Annotated in this window: 16 protein-coding genes and 1 tRNA gene; 11 read left to right on the top strand and 6 right to left on the bottom strand. The window is 65.2% G+C overall.

All coding sequences use genetic code 11. From position 1 onward, the window contains the following. Positions 1-8: 8 nt before the first annotated feature. The 4 genes from B0T39_RS16470 to B0T39_RS16485 all read right to left on the bottom strand — a co-directional run bounded on the left by B0T39_RS16470 (position 9) and on the right by B0T39_RS16485 (position 3,571). Positions 9-632: a glutathione S-transferase family protein gene (locus B0T39_RS16470; protein ID WP_081548469.1), complete on the bottom strand. Its 624-nt coding sequence runs from the start codon at positions 630-632 to the stop codon at positions 9-11. Further along, positions 629-2,140 carry a sodium:solute symporter family transporter gene (locus B0T39_RS16475; RefSeq protein WP_081548471.1) on the bottom strand — a complete coding sequence of 504 codons (1,512 nt, stop codon included), beginning with the start codon at positions 2,138-2,140 and terminating at the stop codon, positions 629-631. Before B0T39_RS16475 ends, B0T39_RS16470 begins: the two co-directional genes overlap by 4 nt. Next, the gene (locus tag B0T39_RS16480) at positions 2,137-2,361 is read right to left on the bottom strand and encodes a DUF485 domain-containing protein (protein ID WP_081548473.1); all 225 of its coding nucleotides are present in this window, start codon (positions 2,359-2,361) and stop codon (positions 2,137-2,139) included. Before B0T39_RS16480 ends, B0T39_RS16475 begins: the two co-directional genes overlap by 4 nt. Positions 2,362-2,434: 73 nt before the next feature. Next, positions 2,435-3,571 (bottom strand): sugar diacid recognition domain-containing protein, encoded by a 1,137-nt coding sequence (locus tag B0T39_RS16485; protein ID WP_081548475.1) that lies wholly within the window; start codon positions 3,569-3,571, stop codon positions 2,435-2,437. Positions 3,572-3,755: 184 nt separating this feature from the next. On the opposite strand from B0T39_RS16485, the gene B0T39_RS16490 reads away from it, so the two are divergent. Next, positions 3,756-5,075 carry an MFS transporter gene (locus B0T39_RS16490; RefSeq protein WP_254894575.1) on the top strand — a complete coding sequence of 440 codons (1,320 nt, stop codon included), beginning with the start codon at positions 3,756-3,758 and terminating at the stop codon, positions 5,073-5,075. A 37-nt stretch (positions 5,076-5,112) separates the two neighbouring features. Continuing rightward, a complete protein-coding gene (locus tag B0T39_RS16495; protein ID WP_081548479.1) occupies positions 5,113-6,279 on the top strand; it encodes a glycerate kinase in 1,167 nt (388 codons plus the stop codon). On the opposite strand, the gene B0T39_RS16500 is transcribed toward B0T39_RS16495, so the two are convergent. Beyond that, positions 6,252-6,947 carry a S4 domain-containing protein gene (locus B0T39_RS16500; RefSeq protein ID WP_081548481.1) on the bottom strand — a complete coding sequence of 232 codons (696 nt, stop codon included), beginning with the start codon at positions 6,945-6,947 and terminating at the stop codon, positions 6,252-6,254. The genes B0T39_RS16495 and B0T39_RS16500 overlap by 28 nt on opposite strands. Here B0T39_RS16500 and B0T39_RS16505 point away from each other — a divergent pair. From B0T39_RS16505 to B0T39_RS16540, 8 genes are all read left to right on the top strand, one after another. After that, positions 6,947-7,801 carry an SDR family NAD(P)-dependent oxidoreductase gene (locus tag B0T39_RS16505; protein ID WP_217806264.1) on the top strand — a complete coding sequence of 285 codons (855 nt, stop codon included), beginning with the start codon at positions 6,947-6,949 and terminating at the stop codon, positions 7,799-7,801. The genes B0T39_RS16500 and B0T39_RS16505 overlap by 1 nt on opposite strands. Positions 7,802-7,886: 85 nt before the next feature. Continuing rightward, positions 7,887-11,480: an exodeoxyribonuclease V subunit beta gene (recB, locus tag B0T39_RS16510; protein ID WP_081548485.1), complete on the top strand. Its 3,594-nt coding sequence runs from the start codon at positions 7,887-7,889 to the stop codon at positions 11,478-11,480. 262 nt (positions 11,481-11,742) lie between these two features. Continuing rightward, on the top strand, positions 11,743-13,227 hold the full coding sequence (pap, locus tag B0T39_RS16515) for a polyphosphate:AMP phosphotransferase (RefSeq protein ID WP_081548487.1): 1,485 nt from the start codon (positions 11,743-11,745) through the stop codon (positions 13,225-13,227). After that, entirely contained in the window at positions 13,202-13,936 is a 735-nt protein-coding gene (locus B0T39_RS16520) for a substrate-binding periplasmic protein (RefSeq protein ID WP_176219581.1), read from the top strand. Before pap ends, B0T39_RS16520 begins: the two co-directional genes overlap by 26 nt. A 66-nt stretch (positions 13,937-14,002) precedes the next feature. Continuing rightward, entirely contained in the window at positions 14,003-15,700 is a 1,698-nt protein-coding gene (gene recD / locus B0T39_RS16525) for an exodeoxyribonuclease V subunit alpha (RefSeq protein ID WP_081548491.1), read from the top strand. A gap of 176 nt (positions 15,701-15,876) precedes the next feature. Then, on the top strand, positions 15,877-16,761 hold the full coding sequence (locus B0T39_RS16530; RefSeq protein WP_081548493.1) for an NUDIX hydrolase: 885 nt from the start codon (positions 15,877-15,879) through the stop codon (positions 16,759-16,761). A 387-nt stretch (positions 16,762-17,148) separates the two neighbouring features. Then, the gene (locus tag B0T39_RS16535) at positions 17,149-17,331 is read left to right on the top strand and encodes a hypothetical protein (protein ID WP_141111266.1); all 183 of its coding nucleotides are present in this window, start codon (positions 17,149-17,151) and stop codon (positions 17,329-17,331) included. A gap of 192 nt (positions 17,332-17,523) precedes the next feature. Further along, a complete protein-coding gene (locus B0T39_RS16540; RefSeq protein WP_081548495.1) occupies positions 17,524-19,386 on the top strand; it encodes an ABC transporter ATP-binding protein in 1,863 nt (620 codons plus the stop codon). 169 nt (positions 19,387-19,555) lie between these two features. Here B0T39_RS16540 and B0T39_RS16545 read toward each other — a convergent pair. Continuing rightward, positions 19,556-19,632: transfer RNA gene (locus B0T39_RS16545), tRNA-Arg, on the bottom strand. A gap of 155 nt (positions 19,633-19,787) precedes the next feature. Between B0T39_RS16545 and B0T39_RS16550 the strand changes: the two genes are divergently transcribed. Further along, on the top strand, positions 19,788-20,513 hold the full coding sequence (locus tag B0T39_RS16550; protein ID WP_254894576.1) for a c-type cytochrome: 726 nt from the start codon (positions 19,788-19,790) through the stop codon (positions 20,511-20,513). The last annotated feature ends 93 nt before the right edge of the window (positions 20,514-20,606 follow it).

Raw genomic sequence — 20,606 nt, forward strand, 5'->3', positions numbered from 1 at the left:
GTGGGCGGTCAGTCGGGAATGTCCGGCGCCATCAGCACGTTGGGGTGCTGCCAGCCCGGTTGCTGGGCGATGCGTTCCAGCCAGGCTTCTACTCGCGGCCAGCCGGCGATGTCGAGGCCGGCGTCGGCCAGCCACCATAGATAGGCGCTGGCGGAAAGGTCGGCGATGCTCAGCCGCTGGCCGGCGAGATAGGGTTGTTCGGCCAGCGCGGCGTCCAAGGTGTCCAGATCGGCGCGCGCGCGCTGTTCCAGCCAGGCTTCCACTTCCGGCTGCGGCAGGCGGTTCAGCCGCGACCAGCGCAGATTGGGCACCGACAGACCAATGCGGTTGGCTTCCCAGCTCAGCCATTCGCGCACGGTTTCCCGGCTGCCGTGCTCGCCGCTGAGCTGACCGAAATTATTGGCCAGCCATTGCAGGATGGCGTTGGACTGGCACAGCGCGGTGCCGTCGGCCACCAGCACCGGCACTTCGCCGAAGCGGCTGGCGGCGCGGAAATCCTCCGGCCGCTGCTCGCGCGGCACGGCCAGGTCCACATGGAGGTAATCATGGGAAACATCGGCCAGCATCAGCGCCAGGCGCACCTTGTAGCTGTGGCCGGACAGGCGGTTGCCGTAAAGAGTCAGAGTGGTCATGAGCGTTGGGATCGATTCGAAGTTTGGCTAGTCGATGATACCGCCGTTGCGCCGCGGCGCGAACCCAGCCAAGCCAGCGCAAAGGCCAGCGGCACGGAGAACAGCGCCGGGTTGGCGTAAGGGAACAGCGGCTTGGCGTGGCCCAGCGCGCCCACCCACACAGCGGGGCCGGCCACGATCAGCGCCGCCGCCGCGACAAGCCCGCCCTGGCTGCCCCACAGCGCGCCGCGCGCGCTGAGGCCGGGCCAGTGAAGGGCGAGCAGCAGTACCGGGAAATTGGCCGAGGCGGCGATGGCGAAGGCCAGGCCCATCAGGAAGGCGATGTTTTGTTGCTGGAACAGCGTGGACAGCAGCAGCGCCAGCAGACCCAGGCCGACGGTGGCCCATCGCGACACCCGCAATTCGGCGTGGGCGTCGGCGCGGCCGCGGCGCCACCAGGCGGCGTAGAGATCGTGGCTGATGGCGCTGGCGCCGGCCATGGCCAGGCCGGCCACCACCGCCAGGATGGTGGCGAAGGCCACCGCCGCCACCAGGCCCTGCCAGGCCGGGCCGCCCAATAGAGTGGCTAGGTGGATGGCGGCCATATTGCCGCCGCCCAGCAGCTTGCCGGCGGCGTCGTGGAAGCCGGGTTCCGGTCCCACCAGCGCCAGCGCGCCGTAGCCGATGACAATGTTGACGGCGAAGAACAGCGCGATCAGTCCGGTGGCGAAGCAGGCGGACTGCCGCGCGGCGCGCCGGTCCGGCACGGTGAAGAAGCGCATCAGCACATGGGGAAGGCCCAGCAGGCCCAGGCAGAGCCCCAGGCCCAGCGACAGGACTTCCAGCGGATCGCTCAGCGCCGGGCTGGGCAGGAAGGCCTGAGGCCCGCGCAGCGCCTCGGCGGCGGCGAACAGCCGCGTCGGATCGCCGCCGAAGCGCGCGAGCACGCCGCCGGCCAGCAGCAGCGCGCAGCCGAACATCAGCACCGCCTTGACCATCTGCACCCAGGTGGTGGCCAGCATGCCGCCCAGCGCCACGTAGAGCACCATCAGCGCGCCCACCAGGCTCACGGCGGCCAGATAGGGGAGGCCGAACAGCAGCTCGATCAGCTTGCCTGCGCCCACCATCTGCACGATCAGATAAAACAGCGTCACCGTCAGCGAGTTGATGCTGGCGGCCAGCCGCACTCCGTTGTGGTCGAAGCGTCGGCCCAGCACCGCGGCGGCGGTGTAGCAGCCGCTGCCGCGTAACTTTTCCGCCAACAGCAGCAGCAATAGCGGCCAGCCGGCCAGGGTGCCGACGGCGTAGGCCAGCGAATCGTAGCCCTGGGACAGATATAGGCCGGCGGCGCCGAGGAAGGCCGCCGCGGACAGGTAGTCTCCGGCCAGAGCCAGCCCGTTCTGCCAGCCGCGGATGCGGCCGCCTGCGGTGTAGAAGTCGCCGGCCGATGCGGTGCGCCGTGCGGCGGCGGCGGTGATGGCCAGGGTCAGCAACACGAATAAAAGGAAAAAGGCGGAGGCGTGAGTCATCGGCTCTCCGAGTCGTCGGCGCGGCCGGCGGCCAGCGCGTAGCCGGCGGCCAGCAGGAAGAACAGCAGAAACATGGCCAGCGCCAGCAGAACAGACGCCGGCCAGCCGGCGAACTTGGCGCCGAGCCAGGCCGGGCGCAGCGCCAGCAGCAAGTAGTAGCCGAGGCAGCCTGCGGCGGCGGTCCAGGCCAGCCGGCGGGAGAGAGAGGTGGCGCGCGTCATGGCAGGGTGTTAGGGAGAAAAGCGCTAGTGTAGCGCATCCGGCCATCATGCCGCGGCCATCGACGAGCGAGTGTCAACCCAGCAGCAGCGCGACGTAGAGCCGGAAACGGTCCTCGTGGCGCTCCAGGTCCAGTCCGGTGATTTCGGCGATGCGGCCCAGCCGGTAGTCCAGCGTGTTGCGGTGGATGTGCAGCGCCCGCGCGGTGGCGCCGGGATGGGATTGATGGGCGAACCAGGCCTCGGCGGTGCGGCGCAGCCCGCTCTTGCCGGCTTGCTCCAGCCGTTGCAGCGGCTGCCGCAATTGTTGGGCCTGCCAGCCGTGGTCGAGGCCGGACAGCAGCACCGGTAGCGCCAGTTCGTAATAGCTGTGAGCCCGCTTTTGGGGCTGCCGTTGCCGGCCGATGCGCGCGGCGGCGCGGGCGCTGAGACTGGATTGGGCCGCGCCGTCCCGCCCCGGCAGCGCAATGCCCATGCCCAGGTGGAAGCCGGGCGCCGCCGTTTCTTCCAACCAGGCGGCCAGCGAGCGCAGCCGGCGTTGCAGCAGCGCTTCGCGCTCGGCTTCGTCGCCCTCGCCGCAAGCCTCCACCAGCACCAGTTCGTAAGGGCTGGTGGCCGCGCTCAGCAGCCGCGGCCAGCGTGAGGCCAGCCCTGATTGCAACTGCTGCAGCGTTGCCTGAGCCTGATCGGCGGCCAAGCCCTCTTCATCCAGTTGCAGGCTCAGCACCACGTGATGTTGTTCCAGCCTCAGCCCCAGTCGCTGCGCCCAGGCGTCCAGCGCCGCGCCGGACTCGCCTCGTATCCACTCCAGCACAAAGGCTTCGCGCTGGCGCGCGTCGTGTTGTAGCGCCCGCTGCAACTGGGCCTGTTCCAGAATCATCTCGGCGGTGAGTCGCACCAGTTCGCCGAACTGGCGAACCTGTTCCGGCTGGCCGGTCAGGCCGACCACGCCCGCGATGCGGCCGTCCACATGCAAGGGCAGGTTGATGCCGGGGCGGGAGCCGTGCAGTTTGCCGGCGGTGACGTCGTCGATTTCCACCGTGCGTCGCTGCGCCAGCGCCAACAGCGCGCCGTCGTGCAATTGCCCCAGCCTGTCGGAGTCGCCGCTGCCCAGGATGGCGCCTTGGGCATCCATTACATTCACGTTGAAAGGGATGATGCGCATGGTGCGGCTGACGATGTCTTGCGCCAGTTCCGTGGTCAGAATGGACATGGACACTCCCGTTGATGTGCTTTTGCCCAATATATCCGTGGATTGATCCGATATAAATAGTGCGCTTGCATGAAGCATTTTCCGGACACGCTGACCAGAATGGGCGGCACAATACAAAAACAATATTCATCAGAACCAAGGAGACGCGCCGGAGGGACTGCCCCCGCGCGCAGAGGAGATGGATTTGAACCCTAGCGACACCCTGAGCGCGCCGCGGCAAGACATTCTGGCCGGCGCTTACAAGAAAGCCGTATGGCGGCTGATTCCCTTCATTTTCGTCTGTTACCTGTTCAACTATCTGGACCGAGTCAACGTCGGCTTCGCCAAGCTGGAGATGCTGGACGCGCTGGGTTTGAGCGAAACCGTCTACGGCTTGGGCGCCGGCATTTTCTTTATCGGCTATGTGTTGTGCGGCGTGCCCAGCAACCTGATGCTGCACAAGGTGGGCGCGCGGCGCTGGATCGCGCTGCTGATGCTGGTGTGGGGCATGCTGTCCGCCTGCCTGATGTTTGTATCCACGCCGCAATCTTTTTATGTGCTGCGTTTTTTCACCGGCGTGGCCGAGGCCGGTTTCTTCCCCGGCATCGTGCTCTACTTCACCCGTTGGTTTCCGGCGGACAAACGCGGCCAGGTGATGGCGCTGTTCATGTCGGCGATCCCGGTCTCCGGCGTGCTGGGCGGGCCGCTGTCCGGCTGGATGCTGCAGCATTTCGCCGCCGGGCAAGGCGGCCTGGCCGGCTGGCAATGGCTGTTCCTGTTGCAGGGCCTGCCCACGGTGCTGTTGGGCCTGGGCGTGTATTTCTATCTGAACGACGGCATCGCCCAGGCGCGCTGGTTGAGCGCGGAAGAAAAGGCGGCGATGCAACAGGCTCTGATCGACGATGAGGCGCGGCGCGCGGCGCAGCGTCCAATGGAGCAGTCTTTCGCCAGCGTGTTGCGCAACGCCAATGTCTGGATGCTGGGCGCGATTTACTTCGCCATCCAGATGGGGGTGTACGCCATCAACTTCTGGCTGCCGTCCATTATCAAGAGCCTGGGTTTCCAGAACGCCGGCGTCATTGGCTGGCTCAGCGCCTTGCCCTACTTGGCCGCTTGCTTCTTCATGGTCTGGGTCGGCCGTTCCGGCGACCGGCGCGGGGAGCGCCGTTGGCACGTGGTGCTGCCGCTGCTGATGGGCGTGCTTGGCCTGTTGTTGGCGGCCAATAGCGGCGGCGCGGTCTGGCTGTCCATGCTGGGCCTGACCCTGGCCACCATGGGCGCGCTGGCCGGCCTGTCCATGTTCTGGCCGCTGCCCACCGCCTTTCTTGGCAGCGCCGCCGCCGCCGGCGGGCTGGCCTTGATCAATTCGCTGGGACAGGTGGCCGGTTTCGTCAGCCCCTTCCTGGTGGGCTGGATCAAGGACCTGACCCACAGCACGGACCCGGCGCTGTATATCCTGTCCGGCGTGATGCTGGCCGGCGCGCTGCTGGTGCTGAGGATTCCGCCGCGGCTGGTCAATCGCTAATATCTTGCTCTTGTCATCTTTTGTGATTGAAAACCGCATGAAAATCGTGATTGCCCCTGACTCCTACAAGGAAAGCCTGAGCGCGCTGCAGGTGGCTCAGGCGATAGAGGACGGCTTCCGCCAGGTGTTTCCCGCCGCTCGCTATCGCAAGCTGCCGATGGCGGACGGCGGCGAGGGCACGGTGCAAGCCATGCTGGACGCGTTGGGCGGCCAGCGGCGCGAGGCTGCGGCGCGAGGCCCGCTTGGCGAGATGCTGTCCGCGAGCTATGGTTTGACCGCGGACGGCGTGGCGGTGATAGAAATGGCCGCCGCCAGCGGCCTGGCGCTGTTGCCGCCGGTGCGGCGCAATCCCTTGCTGACCGGCAGCCACGGCACCGGCGACATGATTCGCGACGCGCTGGACGCGGGCGCGCGCCGTTTCGTGCTGGGCATAGGCGGCAGCGCCACCAACGACGGCGGCGCCGGCATGCTGCAGGCCTTGGGCGCGAGGCTGCTGGACGCGGAAGGACGAGACCTGCCGGCCGGCGGCGCGGCCTTGGCGGGACTAGCGCGGCTGGATCTGTCCGGGCTGGACCCGCGCTTGGCCGCCTGCCGCATCGATGTGGCTTGCGATGTCGACAACCCCCTGATCGGCCCGCGAGGCGCGTCGGCGGTCTTCGGGCCGCAGAAGGGCGCGACGCCGGCGATGGTGGCGGAACTGGACGCGGCGCTGGCGCATTTCGCGGTGTTGATGGAGGGCGCGTCGGGCGTGGCGGCGGCCGAAGAGGCCGGCGCCGGCGCGGCCGGCGGCATGGGCGCCGCGCTGCTGGCCTGCCTGGGCGGCCGTCTGCGTTCCGGCAGCGCCATCGTCGCGGAGGCCGTCGGTCTGGACGCGGCGCTGGCCGACGCCGATCTGGCGCTGACCGGCGAAGGCCGCATCGATAGCCAGAGCGTGCAAGGCAAGACGCCGATTGGCGTCGCCCGCGTTGCTCAGCGATATGGCGTGCCGGTGCTGGCGATAGGGGGGTGTTTGGGCGCGGGCAGCGAACTGACCCACGCGCACGGGCTGGACGCGGTGTTCGCCGCGGTCAGCCGGCCGTGCAGTCAGGAACAGGCTCTGGCCGAGGCCGCGGACAATGTGAGCCGCGCCGCGCGCAACGCGGCGGCGGCATTGGCTCTGGGCATGAAACTAAGCTCTCAGAATCGCTCGAAATCCGGCACATAACGCCACTGCCCGGCGGCCAACTGGCCGATGGCCAGCCGGCCGATGCGGATGCAGCGCAGCGCCAGCGGGCTGACGCCCAGGCCGGCGCAGATATCGTCCAGCCAGCGCGCGTCGCGCGCCGCGAGCACCAGGCGCAGCTGACGGTCGCTCTGGCGCGAAACCTTGAGGTCCCGCAGCGGCTTGCCGCCGGGGCGCAGCCCTTTTTGACGCTGTTGCAGGTCGTCGGCGGCGGGCGCGGCGTCGACATTGATCAGGAACTCCAGCTGGCAATCGGCCAGCCGCTGCGTCAGCTTGCGGTCCTGGGTCAGCGCCACCAGGCCGTGGGCGTGGTCGGCGATGGCGCCGACACCTTGCAGATGCTGGCGATGTCGCGGCAGCCAGTTCAGCCCGCTGATATCGCCCGGCAACTGGCTGTCCGGCCCCAGCAGGGCCAGCGGCTCGGCGCCGGCGGGTTTGTGCAGCAGCAGGGTGACCGCCGCTTCGCGCTGCGCGTCGGGCCGGCCCATGAGTTCGACGCGCTGTTGCGGTTCCACCCGGCTGCCCAGCGCGGTGACGGTCTGGCCGTCCACTTTCACCAAGCCTTGTTCGATGCAGGCGTCGGCTTCGCGCCGCGTGCACAGGCCCAGTTCCACCATGCGTTTTGAAAGTCGGATTGCGGCGTCGCTCATTGTGTCTGGCCTTGAGTGCGGGTGTTCGGGCGGCGATTATCCCCTTTGCCGGCGCGGCCGACAAATTTGACGAATCGAGTATCCTTCTCGTCTGGTGCTGCCGCGTGACCGCCGCGCGGATTCATTTTGGAGAAGCCGTGAATATACTGATCATTGGAGCGAGCCGGGGTCTTGGCAAGGCTTTTGTGGAAGGGCTGGGGACAAAAGGGGACCGGGTGATCGGCGTTTCCCGGCGCAGGCCGGAGGACTTGAAGCCGCCAACCGGCGTTGACGTGGACTGGATCGAAGCCGATTTGTCCAATCCGGCCTTGGCCGTGCAACAGGTGATGAGCGCGCTTCCGGAACGGCTGGACGTGGTGATGTGCAATGTGGGTATTTGGGAGCGAGAGGCGTTCGAGTCGTCTTATGCGTTTTCCCGTTGTTCGGATCTGGAGCTGATGGAAGTGGTCCAGGTCAATATCGCTTCGACGATTCTGCTGCTCAAACATCTGCTGCCGCGCATGTCGGGCGCGGCCAAGCCGCAGCTCATCCTGACCGGGTCGACATCGGGCCTGCCGCGCAGCGGCCGCCCCGAAGTAGCTTTCGCCGCCAGCAAATTTGCCTTGAGCGGCATGGCCGACGCGCTGCGTGAGGAATACCGCGCGCAGCGTCTGGCCGTGACTTGCCTGCAATTGGGCTACCTTAACACGGAGGACGATTTGTCCGTGCCCCGCGAGCAAGCCGCCGAGCGCGGCGCCGGCCAACTGATCCCGCTGCATGACGTGGTGAGCTTGACGCGGGCTTTGCTGAATTTGTCCGACGCCTCCTTCGCGCGGGAAATTATCCTGCCCGCGATTCTGGACGAGCGCTTCTGAACGCGGGCGCGCGGCGCGGACAAGCGCATCTAATCCCGTTTGCCGGGTCGTTTAAATGCTCAAATCGCTTTAAAGTGTCGCCATTATGAGCCTGCTTCCCCAAGCGCTGGATGCGCTGAACTGCCCGCTGACCGGCATCAACCTGATCGAGGCTTCGGCCGGCACCGGCAAGACGTGGACCATCGCGGCCCTGTTCGCCCGGCTATTGCTGGAAGAGCGCGACGGCCAGCCGCCGCCCACCGTCGATCAAGTACTGGTGGTCACCTATACCAAGGCCGCCACAGCCGAGCTGCGCGAGCGCCTGCGTCGACGGCTGAGCGAACTGGCGCAGACGCTGTCCGGAGAAGGCGAGGTTGGCGGAGATCCCTTCCTGTCGGCGTTGGCGGCGCGTTTTCCGCCAGGCGCGGCGCGGGAGCAGGCGTCGCAGCGGCTCAAGGCCGCGATCACCGGCTTCGACGCCGCCGCCATCTACACCATCCACGGCTTCTGCCAGCGGGTACTGACCGACGCCGCTTTTGAGAGCAGCCAGACTTTCGAGGCGGAACTGGTCAGCGACGACGAGGAACGCTTGACCGAAATCGTCGACGACTTCTGGCGTCGACGGGTGGTGGACGACCCCTTGTTGGCCCAGGTGCTGGTGGACAACGGCGAAACCCCGGACGGCTGGCTGGCGGACATCCGGCCCTATCTGTCCAAACCTTATCTGCGCATGTGCGCGCCGCACACCGCCGGCCTGGAGCGCGCCTTGCTCGCGGTGGAGCAAGGCTGGCGGGCGCTGGCGGCGCGGCCGGAATACGCGGCGGAGGCGGCCGATTTGCTGCGCTCCGCCGCGGGTTTCAACGCGCGTAGCTACAGCTCCGCCATCGTCGAGCGCGCCATAGGCGCTTTGGACAGCCAGCTGACGACACCGGAAACCACGCCGGTGCTGGACAAGGAAAGCCGTCGCCAGCTGGACAAATTGCTGCCGGCCTCGCTGGCCAAGGGGATGAAGAAAGGCCACGCCGCGCCGGAACACCCCTTGTTCGAGCTGGTGGAGGCCTGGCTGGGGGCCTGGGACGCCTATCTGGACGAAGTGGCGCTGTCCGTGGCCCAGCTCAAGTTGGAACTGATCGCCTGGACCAACGAGCAACTGAGCGCGCGCCGGGCGGGCGAGCGCAGCCGCAGCTTCGACGATTTGCTGACCGACCTAGGGGCGGCGCTGGCCGATCCGATCAGCGGACCGCTGCTGGCCGCCCATGTGGCCCGCAGCTTCCAGGTGGCGCTGATCGACGAGTTTCAGGACACGGATCCCATCCAGTACGCGATCTTCCGACATTGCTTCGTCGCGCAGCAGCGGCCGGTTTTCCTGGTGGGCGACCCGAAACAGGCCATCTACAGCTTTCGCGGCGCCGACATCTTCGCCTATCTGGCGGCGCGTGGAGACGCGCAACATCATTACACGCTGGACACCAACCGCCGGTCCGAGGCGCCGCTGGTCAGCACCGTCAACACGCTGTTCGCGCGGGAACTGCCGTTTCTGATCGAGGGCATCGCCTATCAGCCGGTCGCGGCGCAACCGGCCTCCGGCGGCCGGCTGGAGATCGACGACGACAGGCCGTCGTTCTGCTTCCAATGGCTGCAGCCGGAGAAGGCGGACAAGGCCGCCAGCGGAGAGAACGCCGCCGAACTGGCGGCCAACGCCAGCGCCGACGAGATTGCGCGCTTGCTGGCGCTGGCCGCCGAAGGCCGCGCCGCCATTGTCGCCGGCGACGCTCGACGGCCTTTGGCCGGCGGCGACATCGCGGTGCTGGTGTCCACCCACCGCCAGGGCGACCGAGTGCGGCAGGCCTTGGCGGAGCGCGGCGTGGCCAGCGTGGCGCTGACCCAGGAAAGCGTGTTCGCCAGCCGCGAGGCCGGCGAGATGCTGGCCTTGCTGCGCGCTTGGGCGGAACCGGCCAGCGAGGCGCGCTTGCGCGCGGCGTTGGTGACGGAACTGGCCGGGGTCGACGCCGGCGAATTGCTGGCCAGGGTGGAGGACGAGACGCGTTGGGAAGCGCAGCTGCAAGCCAACGCCGCAGACCACCTGCTTTGGCGCGAGCGCGGATTCATGGCGGCCTGGCGGCATTTCTTCGCTCGGGAACGGGTGGCGGAACGCTTGTTGCCGCTGCCGGACGGCGAGAGACGGTTGACCAATTTGTCGCACCTGGCTGAATTGTTGCAACAAGAGAGCGACCAGCGTCAGGGCATGGCGCCGCTGCTGGGCTGGCTGGAGACGCGAGTGGCGCAACCGCCGGGCGGAGAGGAGGCGGTGTTGAGGTTGGAGAGCGACGCGGCCCTGGTCAAGATCGTCACCATCCACACCGCGAAGGGGCTCCAGTATCCGGTGGCCTTCTGCCCCTTTCTGTGGGGCGGCGCGCTGGAACGGCGCGACGCCGCGTTCTGGCGCTACCACGCTGAAGATCAATCCTGGCTGGCGCCGGACGCCGCGGCCGACGCCGGGGTGAAACTGGCGGCGCGCAGCGAGTTGTTGGCGGAGAAGCTGCGCTTGCTCTATGTGGCGCTGACTCGGGCGCAGTATCGCCAATACCTGTGCTGGGGCTGGGTGCGGGGCATGGAGACGGCGGCTTTGAGCTGGCTGCTGCATGGCCGCGACGCGCGCGCGCTGCCGGAACTGGAGGCGCTGGAGTTGGACGCCGAGGTGCTAAGGCGAGAGCTGGGCGCTTTCGCGGCCGCGGCCAACGCCCAGGCGGCGGGCGCGTGCGCGGTGCTGGAGGAGAGCGGCGTGGGGCCGGCCTTGGCCGCGCGGCGCGAAACAGGACGGAATTATCTGGCCCAGACATTCTCGCGCCGGCTGGCCGCGCCGTGGCGGGTAGCCAGTTTCACCTCGCTGACCCATGCGCAGGCGGCCGGCAAATGGCAGGAAAGCCCGGACCACGACGCGGGTCAGCCGGCGGTGGCGGCGGAACTGCAAGCGCCCCCGGTCTTGGATCGTTTCGGTTTTCCGCGCGGCGCCAAGGCCGGTACCTGCCTGCACGAGATTTTTGAAACCATCAGCTTCGGCGTCGATGCGGCCGGGCTGCGGCAGGCGGTGGAGCTGGCTCTGGCCAAGCACGGCTTTGCGCCGGAGTGGGGCGACGCCGCTTGCGAAATGGTGACGGCGACGCTGAACGCGGAACTGGACCCGGGCGTGAGGCTGGCTGAAGTGCCGGACGGCAAACGGCTGGTGGAAATGGAGTTCATGTTGCCGGCGCCCAGGTTGGAAGTGGCGAAGCTGGCCGCCATCCTGTCCGCGCCCGAACACGGCTTGGCCGCCCCTTTGCGCGCGGCGGCAGCGCAGTTGGATTTTTCCACCGTGCGCGGTTTTCTCAAGGGCTTCATGGACTTGGTGTTCGAGTCCGGCGGCCGCATCTATTTAGTGGACTATAAATCCAACCACCTGGGAGGGCGGCACGAAGACTATCGCGCCGAGCGGCTGGCGGAATCCATCGCCCAAGAACATTATTACCTGCAATACCTGATTTACTGCGTGGCACTGCGGCGCTATTTCAGCGTCCGCGGCGTGGACTTCGCCGCCCGCTTCGGCGGCGTGCGTTATCTTTATCTGCGCGGCGTCGGCGTCGAGGCTTGCGGGATATGGAGCGACCAACCCGCGCCGGCCCTGTTGGAGGCGCTGGACCAATGGTTCGCCGGGCATGCGTAGGAATGCGGAGTGCGCAAGCCGCGGTCATAGGACTAAGCTGAACTATCTGGAGTGGAACGCGGCCGGAAGGGGAAAGTGGCACCGGGCGCGGGCCGACAATAAGAACCTGTTCAAAGTCCGCTGAGCGTCGTGAGACGTCACACGGTGAGTACAGCTTCGGAATGCTCATGTACCACCTGTGCATTCCGCTTTCTCAGCTGTTTTCGCCTTGTCTCGTTCTTGCTCGCGAGACTTTGGAACAGGTTAAAACCAAGGACGCATCATGTTTGAATCCGCCGAAATCGGCCACAGTATCGATAAAAAGACATTCCGCGAAGCCATGCCCAAATTGCGCGAGGCCTTGCTGGACCTGCAATACGATTTAAAGGAAAAGGCCGACTTTCCGGTGCTGATCCTGATTCACGGCTTCGACGGCGCCGGTCGCGGCGAAACCATGAATCTGATCAACGAATGGCTGGACCCGCGCCTGATCGACACCGTGGCTTTCGCTGAGGCCAACGACGACGCCCGCGCCCGTCCCTGGATGTGGCGCTACTGGATGCAATTGCCGGCCAAGGGCCGCATCGGCATGTTCTTCGGCTCCTATTACTCCGACGCCTTGTTCGACCGGGTGTTCGCCCGCAGCGACCGCGACGCGCTGGACAAGCAGATATTCGACATCCTGCGCTTTGAACGCATGCTGACCATGGACGGCGCGTTAGTGCTGAAATTCTGGTTCCATCTGACTCGGGAGCAGCAGCACAAGCGGCTCAAGCAGATGGAAAAAGATCCAGCCAGCAGTTGGCGCGTGACCAAGACCGATTGGGAGCATTACGAGCGCTACGACAAGATACGCAAGTCCGCCGAGCACATTTTGCGGCTGACCAATACCGCCGCCGCGCCCTGGGTGGTGGTGGACGGCGAGGACGCCAATTACCGCAGCCTGACGGTGGGCAATACCCTGCTCAATGCCATTCGCAACCGGCTGGCGCAGGCGCAGGGTTCTAAGGCCGAGCTGATAGACGCGCCGCCGTTGCTGGCGCCGATAGACAACAAGTTGTTGCTGGATACCCTGCAACTGGACCAATCCATGGACAAGGTCAAGTACAAGCCCGAACTGGAGCAATTGCAGGGCCGGCTGCACCGGCTGACCCGACATCCGCGCTTCGCCCAGCATTCGTTGGTCCTGGCTTTCGAAGGCAACGACGCCGCCGGCAAGGGCGGGAGCATACGCCGCATCACCCAGGCGCTGGACGCGCGCCGCTACCGAGTGGTGCCCATCGCCGCGCCCACCCAGGAAGAAAAGGCCAAGCCCTGGTTGTGGCGCTTCTGGCGTCATGTGCCGGGCAAGGGCGGTATCACCATTTTCGACCGTACCTGGTACGGCCGGGTGCTGGTGGAGCGGGTGGAAGGCTTCGCCAAAGAGGCGGACTGGATGCGCGCCTATTACGAAATCAACGACTTTGAGCATCAACTGAGCGAAAACGGCGCCGTCATCGTTAAATTCTGGTTGGCCATCAGCAAGGAAGAGCAGATGGCGCGCTTCAAAGGACGCGAGGAAACCGGTTTCAAACGCTTCAAGATCACGGAGGAAGACTGGCGCAATCGCGACAAGTGGGACGCCTACAAGCTGGCCGTCAGCGATATGGTGGACCGCACCAGCACCAGCAAAGTGCCCTGGACGCTGGTGGAGGCCAATAATAAATACTATGCACGCATCAAAATTCTCAAAACCATTTGCGATGCGCTGGAAGCCCGGCTTGCTTGAGCGCGGCGTCAGCCTGATTGCCATGCTGCTGGCGGCGCAGGCCGCGCCCGCGGCGGCGCCCAGCCTGCGCGCCGGTGTGGCCAATGACAGCTTTGGCCCGCTGTACAGCGCGCAGGACGGCGCGCTGGCCACTCAGTACCGTGCCGCGCTGGAGCTGATCGGCCGGCACAGCGGCGTCCGCTTCGAACTGGAGTACTACCCGTCGTCGCGGCTGCAGCAATTGTTCGAGGTGGGCAAGGTGGATGTGGAGGTGGGGGTCAATCCGGCTTGGCGCGCCTTGTCCCCGGTGGCCGGCTTCTACACTCGGCCCATCGACGTACAGACGCTGCGGCTGTGCTTCGCCGCCGGCAAGCGGCGCAAGGGGGCGACGCCGGCCAGCCTCAATGGCCTGAGTCTGGGCGTGCTGCAGGGGAGGACCTACCCTGTGCTGGAGCCTGGTTTCGCAAGCGGTCAGCTCAAGCGGATGGAGGCCGCCAGCGAGAGCGATCTGCTCAGCGGCCTGCGTCAGGGCAGCATGCAGGCCATCGTCCTGAGCCAGCGTCAGCTGGATGCGCTGCTGAACCGCGCGCCGGAGGCGCAGCCCTGCGCGGCCGGCGACGCCGTGGGCAGCGTGCCGGTGATGTTGCGTCTGCATCCGCAATACCGGCAACTGTTGCCGCAATTGGACAAGGCGATTCAGCAGTTGCAAGATAACGGCAAATTGCGCTGAAGCGCTTCCAGTCTTTCCATTCAGGCTCCGCGCCGCGCGGAGCGCAAAGCATCCGGATTCCCGCCCATGTCTGTCCAGCAAGCCCTGTTGCCCGCCGAACTGGCTCACTTGTTCGCCCGCCTTGATCCCGGCGTGGACGAGGCCGCGTTGGCGCTGATTCATGAACTGGCCAGCGCCAATCAGGCCGGCCATGTCTGCCTGCCGCTGGCGCAGCGTCCGGAGCGCAAAGCCTTGCAGGCCAGCGCGCTGGTTGGCCGCCCCGGCGATTACGCTCCCTTGATTCTGGACGCGGCCGGCCGCTTGTATTTTGCCCGTCACTGGTTCGACGAAGCACGACTTGCCGAGCGCCTGGCCGCCCTGGCCGAGCCGGGGCCGGCGCTGGACGGCGCGCGCTTGCGTCCGCTGCTGGAGGCCTTGTTCGGTTCGGCATCCGCGACGGGGCCGGACCGGCAGAAGCTGGCGGCGGCTCTGGCGGCGCGCCAGCGCTTGATGGTCATTTCCGGCGGTCCGGGCACCGGCAAGACCACCACCGTGCTCAAGTTGCTGGCCTTGCTGGCCGGACTGTCGCCGCGGCCGCTGGTCATGGCGATGGCAGCGCCCACCGGCAAGGCCGCCGCGCGGCTGTCGGAATCGGTCCGCGGCGCGCGCGAGCGGCTGGACTTGGCCGAGGAAACACTGCGGCAATTGCCGCAGCAGGCGCAGACTCTGCACCGCCTGCTGGGCTTGCGTCCGGGCGCGGCGGCGCCGCGCCACCACGCAGGCAACCCTTTGCCGCTGGACGTGCTGGTGGTGGACGAGGCGTCGATGATAGATCTGTCCTTGATGGCGCGCATGGTGGAGGCCCTGCCGTCCCAAGCGCGGCTGATTCTGCTGGGCGATCGCGATCAGTTGGCCTCGGTGGACGCCGGCGCGGTGCTGGGCGATCTGTGCGCCAACATCCATTACCGGCCGGACACGCTGGAGTGGCTGCGGGTGAACTGCGGCGAAACTTTGCCGCCCACGCCGGGCGCGGGAGGCAAACTCACCGATTGCGTGGCGCTGCTCACTCACAGCCATCGTTTCGGCGCCGACTCCGGCATTGGCGAACTGGCGAGAAGGGTGAACGCCGGCGATGGTGCCGGCAGTTGGGCGGTGTTGCAAGATCCGGCTTGGCGCGATGTGGAGGCGGTGCCGACGCTGGACGCGGCGGAAGTGCTGGCACGCTGGCGGCCGTATTGGCGGGCGGTGCGCGCTGGCGAGCCCCTGGCCGAGCGCCAGCGAGCCTTCGCCGGTTTCATGTTGCTGGCGGCGGAGCGGCGGCAGGTAGAGGCCTTCAATCTGCGCATTGAGAGACAACTGGAAGCCGATGGGGACAAGCCGGCCGGCCGAGACTGGTATCCGGGGCGTCCGGTGATGATCAGCGAGAACGATTACGGCCTGGGCCTGTTCAACGGCGACATCGGCTTCACGGTGCAAGGCGAGGCCGGCTTGAGGGTGGCTTTTCCCGGAGACGACGGCGGCTGGCGCGAGTTCGCTCCCGGCCGCCTGCCGCAGCACGATACCGTGTACGCGATGACGGTGCACAAGAGCCAGGGGTCCGAGTTCGGCGAAGTCTGTTTGCAGCTGCCGGAGGCGGCGGGGCCGCTGCTGAACCGAGCGCTGGTGTATACCGCGATCACCCGGGCGCGGGAGCGCTTCGTCGTGTCCGGCGCGCAGCCGGTGTGGGAACAGGCGGCAGAGGCGGCGCCGCAACGTTACTCCGGGCTGGCCGACAAACTGAAATGACGTTGTTGTTAAATGGAATGGGCGACGCGGTTTTCGTATTGGCCACCGAGACAATTCCGCAACATCCTACCGCAAAATAATCTGTTTATTTGCCGGCTGTTACGCCAGATATAGTCAAAGCCGAAGAAGCATCCTAAGATGCAGCCTTCCCGAAACACATCGCAGCGGAGTCGGCAATGCAAGTGGATGCGGTTCTGGCCTATCTCGACAAGATCACCCGTTTTGATCGTCAGCAATTCACGCCCTTGTATATCGGCAAGGAGCGCTTGGGTTGGATCAACGCGGCGTGGAAGGAACGTTTGCTGAACAGCGAATCCCAGCTGTTCGAGGAGCAATACCAGAAACTGCATTGCCGTCTAGACGGCAGTTACCGCAGCATCAGTCACGCGCTGGCCCAAGCGGCGCGGCGCTGGCAACAGGCAGGCTGGCTCAATGGCTGGCGCAATGAAAACTTCACCGCCTTCCGTCACGATGGATCCCCGTATTTTGAGCTGGAGCGGGCCGCCTTCCGTCCGCTGGGCCTGACCAGCCGCGCCGTGCACCTGAACGGGCTGACCCGGCTGCCGTCCGGCGAAGTGCGGATGTGGGTGGGACGCCGCAGTCCGCACAAGGCGGTGGACCCCAATCGCATGGACAATCTGGTTGGCGGCGGGGTGGCCGCCGGAGAGACCATTGAACTGGCTCTGGAGCGCGAGGGCTGGGAGGAAGCCGGCGTGCGCCGCGATCAGGTGTTGGGCTTGCCGCAATCCAGCTTGCTGCTGGCCGAGCGTCCTGTGCAGCGAGGCCTGCATCGCGAATGGATTTACGCTTTCGACCTGTGGTTGGAGTCCGGCGAAATCCCCTGTAATCAGGACGGCGAGGTGGCCGAGCACATCCTGACGCCGTTTGCCGAAGTCGAGTGCTTGCTGCTGGAAGAGCGTTTCATGATAGATGCGGCGCTGGTGGCTACCGACTGCCTGGCGCGCCACGGCTATTGGGGAGAGCACACCCCGACGATAGACGCCGCCTTGGCGCGCATCCGCCGTCCGCAGCTGCACGACGTGCACGCACTGGCTCACTAGCCGGTTTCGAAAGCGCCGGGCCGCCTCAGCGGCGGTTCCGCCTGGCCCGGCGCGGCATTGGAATAACTCCCCTTGGTTTATGTTACAACTGCGTGAATTAACTCAGGAATCTTTGCCTGATACTGCTAGTAATGGGTAGAATCATTCACAAGAGCGGCAAAAGCCGTCAATAAATGCCATGGGCTAAAGGCCCGCGCCGTTTTCCCACGCCAAACACCGAGCCACCACACGCCGTCATCTACGAAACGGCGCTTGGCTTGTATTGATTTATGTCATTGGATTCATTTTGGCAGGATTAACGAAACGGCGGCATGGCGAATTTCTCACTTTTTGTCGGCGGCGATGGAAGCCGCCGCGGCCTTGGGGGGCTCAAGGGGGATGTATCGTTTGAAACTGATCTCGGAGCAGTTCGGCGTCGACGACAGCGGGCCGCTGCATCCCAGCCAGGAGCAGGCGCGGCGGGCCGCGCTGGTGATGTGGAACGTCTACCGCGGCCAACTGCGCATCGAGATTCACAGAGTGGTGGACCTGCGCAGCCGCAAGACGGAAAAGCTTGAGGAGTTTTGCTGACTGTCGCGTTTTAGCCAATGTAGTTGACGACAAATAAACTACGTTCGTGTTCATTTGCTGAATATGACAAATGGGGCTGTGGTCGACGCTAATTTTCCATTGCGTGATTTCCAGCCCTTGGCTATTGTCCTACTTCCTATTAAACCCAAAGCAGGCGCGGCCCAAGCGGCGGCCTCTGCACTGGAGCGATCTTTGTTCAACTGGTTCGAAAAGCGGATCAATCCGTATCCCGACACGTCTCCCGCCCAACCCCCCAAGGGCTTTTTCCCATTTTTGTGGTTCTGCACCCGCGGCTTGCGCGGTCTGATTGCGGCCGTCATTCTGTTGACCGCCGGCATCGGCGCCTTTGAGGCTTTGCTGTTCTCCATGCTCGGTTCCGTCGTGGACTGGCTAAGCTTGGTCAAGCCCGCGCTGTTGTGGGACACGCAGCGCCATAATCTGTTGCTGCTGGCGGGCATTCTGCTGGCCAGCCCGTTGCTGATCGCCCTGCAGGCGTTGATCAAGTATCAGGGCATTTCCGCCAATTTTCCGATGCTGCTGCGCTGGAATTTCCATCGCCACCTGCTGCGGCAGAGCATGAACTTTTATCAAGACGAGTTCGCCGGCAGGGTATCCGCCAAGGTGATGCAAACCGCGATCGCGGTGCGCGAAACGGTGATGATCGTCGCCGACATTCTGGTGTTCGTAGTGATTTACTTTGTCACCATGATCGCCGTGGTCGGCAGTTTCGACAGCCGTTTGCTGTGGCCCTTCCTGGCCTGGCTGGCCTTGTACGTGGCCACGCTGTATTTCTTTGTGCCGCGCCTGGGTCTGGCCGCCACCGCGCAGGCAGACGCGCGCAGCCTGATGACCGGCCGCATCACCGACGCCTATACCAATATCGCCACGGTGAAGCTGTTCTCGCACGCCCAGCGGGAGGCCGGCTTCGCCCGCGGCGCGATGCAGGAATTCCTGGCCACGGCCTATCGTCAGATGCGTTTGATCAGCGGCTTCGAAATCATCAACCACAGCCTGAGCATGTTGCTGATCGCCAGTACCGCCGGCGCGACCTTGTGGCTGTGGAGCATGGGCGAAGTCGGCGTCGGCGCGGTGGCGGCGGCCACCGCGATGGCCTTGAGGTTAAACGGCATTTCGCACTGGATCATGTGGGAGATGGCTTCGCTGTTCGAGCAAGTGGGCACGGTGCAGGACGGCATCGCCACCTTGTCGCGGCCGGTGTCGATCAATGACCGGGCCGACGCCAAGCCCTTGGAAGTGAAGCAGGGAGAAATCCGCTTCGACCAAGTGGACTTCAGTTACGGCGGCAGCAAGACCGTGATCGAGCAATTGTCGCTAACGATACGCCCGGGCGAGAAGATCGGCCTGGTTGGCCGTTCGGGCGCGGGCAAGTCCACCATCGTCAACTTGCTGTTGCGTTTCTATGATTTGGACGGCGGCCGCATTTTGATTGACGGGCAGGACATCGCTCATGTGACGCAGGACAGCCTGCGCGCCCAGGTGGGGATGGTGACGCAGGATACTTCCTTGTTGCACCGCTCTGTGCGCGACAACCTGCTCTACGGCAGGCCGGACGCCGGCGACGCCGAGATGGAGGCGGCCGCGCGCCGCGCCGAGGCGCATGACTTCATCCTGACCTTGACCGATCCGAAAGGTCGCAGCGCTTACGATGCCCATGTAGGAGAGCGAGGGGTCAAGCTGTCCGGCGGGCAGCGCCAGCGCATCGCCATCGCCAGGGTGATGTTGAAGGATGCGCCCATCCTGTTGCTGGATGAAGCCACCAGCGCGCTGGATTCGGAAGTGGAAGCGGCGATCCAGCGCAGCTTGTACCGGCTGATGGAAGGCAAAACCGTGGTGGCTATCGCTCACCGCTTGTCCACCATCGCGGCGATGGACCGGCTGATCGTGCTGGACAAGGGGCGCATCGTGGAAGAGGGCGATCACCGCAGTCTGTTGGCCAAGGGCGGGTTGTATTCGAGGCTGTGGGCGCACCAGAGCGGAGGCTTTCTCGGCGAAGAGGACGACGATGCCGCCGAGCCGGTGGCCACGTTGGCCTGAGGCTAAACAAATGGAGCGAAGCGGGACGCGTGAGCGGCCCGCTTTTTCATTGCGGCGACGCTAGAGCAGCATGGCCGCGCAGGACGTGTTTCGACGAAAACATGGTTTTGACGTTAAGCGTGGGAAATAATGGGGAAAAGCGGGAAAAACAGAAAACTTCGAGGAGTTGTGGCGCACCCGACAGGGATCGAACCTGTGACCTTCAGCTTCGGAAACTGACACTCTATCCAACTGAGCTACGGGTGCGCTGTGCTTGCTTTGAGGCAGGCCCGCATCATAGCGCAACTTCCTTACCCGAGTCCAGTGTATGGTTTTGCCTTGCCTTCAGGCTTACCGTATAATTATCCTATTTTAAATGTCATTAATTCCAGGCGAGGCTCGTAATGAGTAATGAGAACGGAATGGCTCCCGGCCAGGTCATCAAAGTGCTGGTTGGCGTCGTTGTCTTTCTTGTGGTGGCAATTTGGCTTCTGGCCAAGCTGGCCACCAGCGGTTACAACGTGGATGCCGAAGTAATGACCAAGGAGGCCGTCGCGTCTCGCCTGAAACCGGTCGGCGAAGCCAAGGCCAGCGACGCGCCACCGGGAATGCGCACTGGCGAACAGGTATATAAAGGCATCTGTATCTCCTGTCACGGCACCGGCCTCGCCGGCTCGCCCAAGTTTGGCGACACCGCCGCTTGGGGCTCGCGCATCGCCAAAGGCTGGGACATGCTGACCCAGCACGCGCTGCAGGGCTTCAACGCGATGCCGGCCAAGGGCGGCGCAACCGACTTGAGCGATGACGAAGTGAAGCGCGCGGTAGCCTATATGGGCAACTCCGCGGGCGGAAAGTTCACTGAGCCGCCGGTGGGCGGCGCTGGCGGCGCGGCCGCGGCGGCCGATCCGGCCGTGGTGGGCAAGAAGATCTACGACAGCGTGTGCATGGCCTGCCACGCGGCAGGCATCGCCGGCGCGCCTAAGTTCGGCGACAAGGCTGCCTGGGCCGTGCGTCTGAAGCCGGGCCTGGACGAAGTGGTCAAGATCGGCATCAAGGGCTTGAACGCGATGCCGGCCAAAGGCGGTTACACCGGCAGCGACGCCGAGTTCCGCTCCGCTGTCGAGTACATGGTGAATAATTCCAAATAATCGGCTGATCAGCGCAGCAAAAAACGCCTTGCGGTATTGCAAGGCGTTTTTTATCGCCTAAAAGCGAGGATTTCTATGTTTTTTGGGAAATTT

This window comes from Chromobacterium haemolyticum, assembly GCF_002081825.1.
In the GTDB taxonomy this organism is placed as follows: domain Bacteria; phylum Pseudomonadota; class Gammaproteobacteria; order Burkholderiales; family Chromobacteriaceae; genus Chromobacterium; species Chromobacterium fluminis.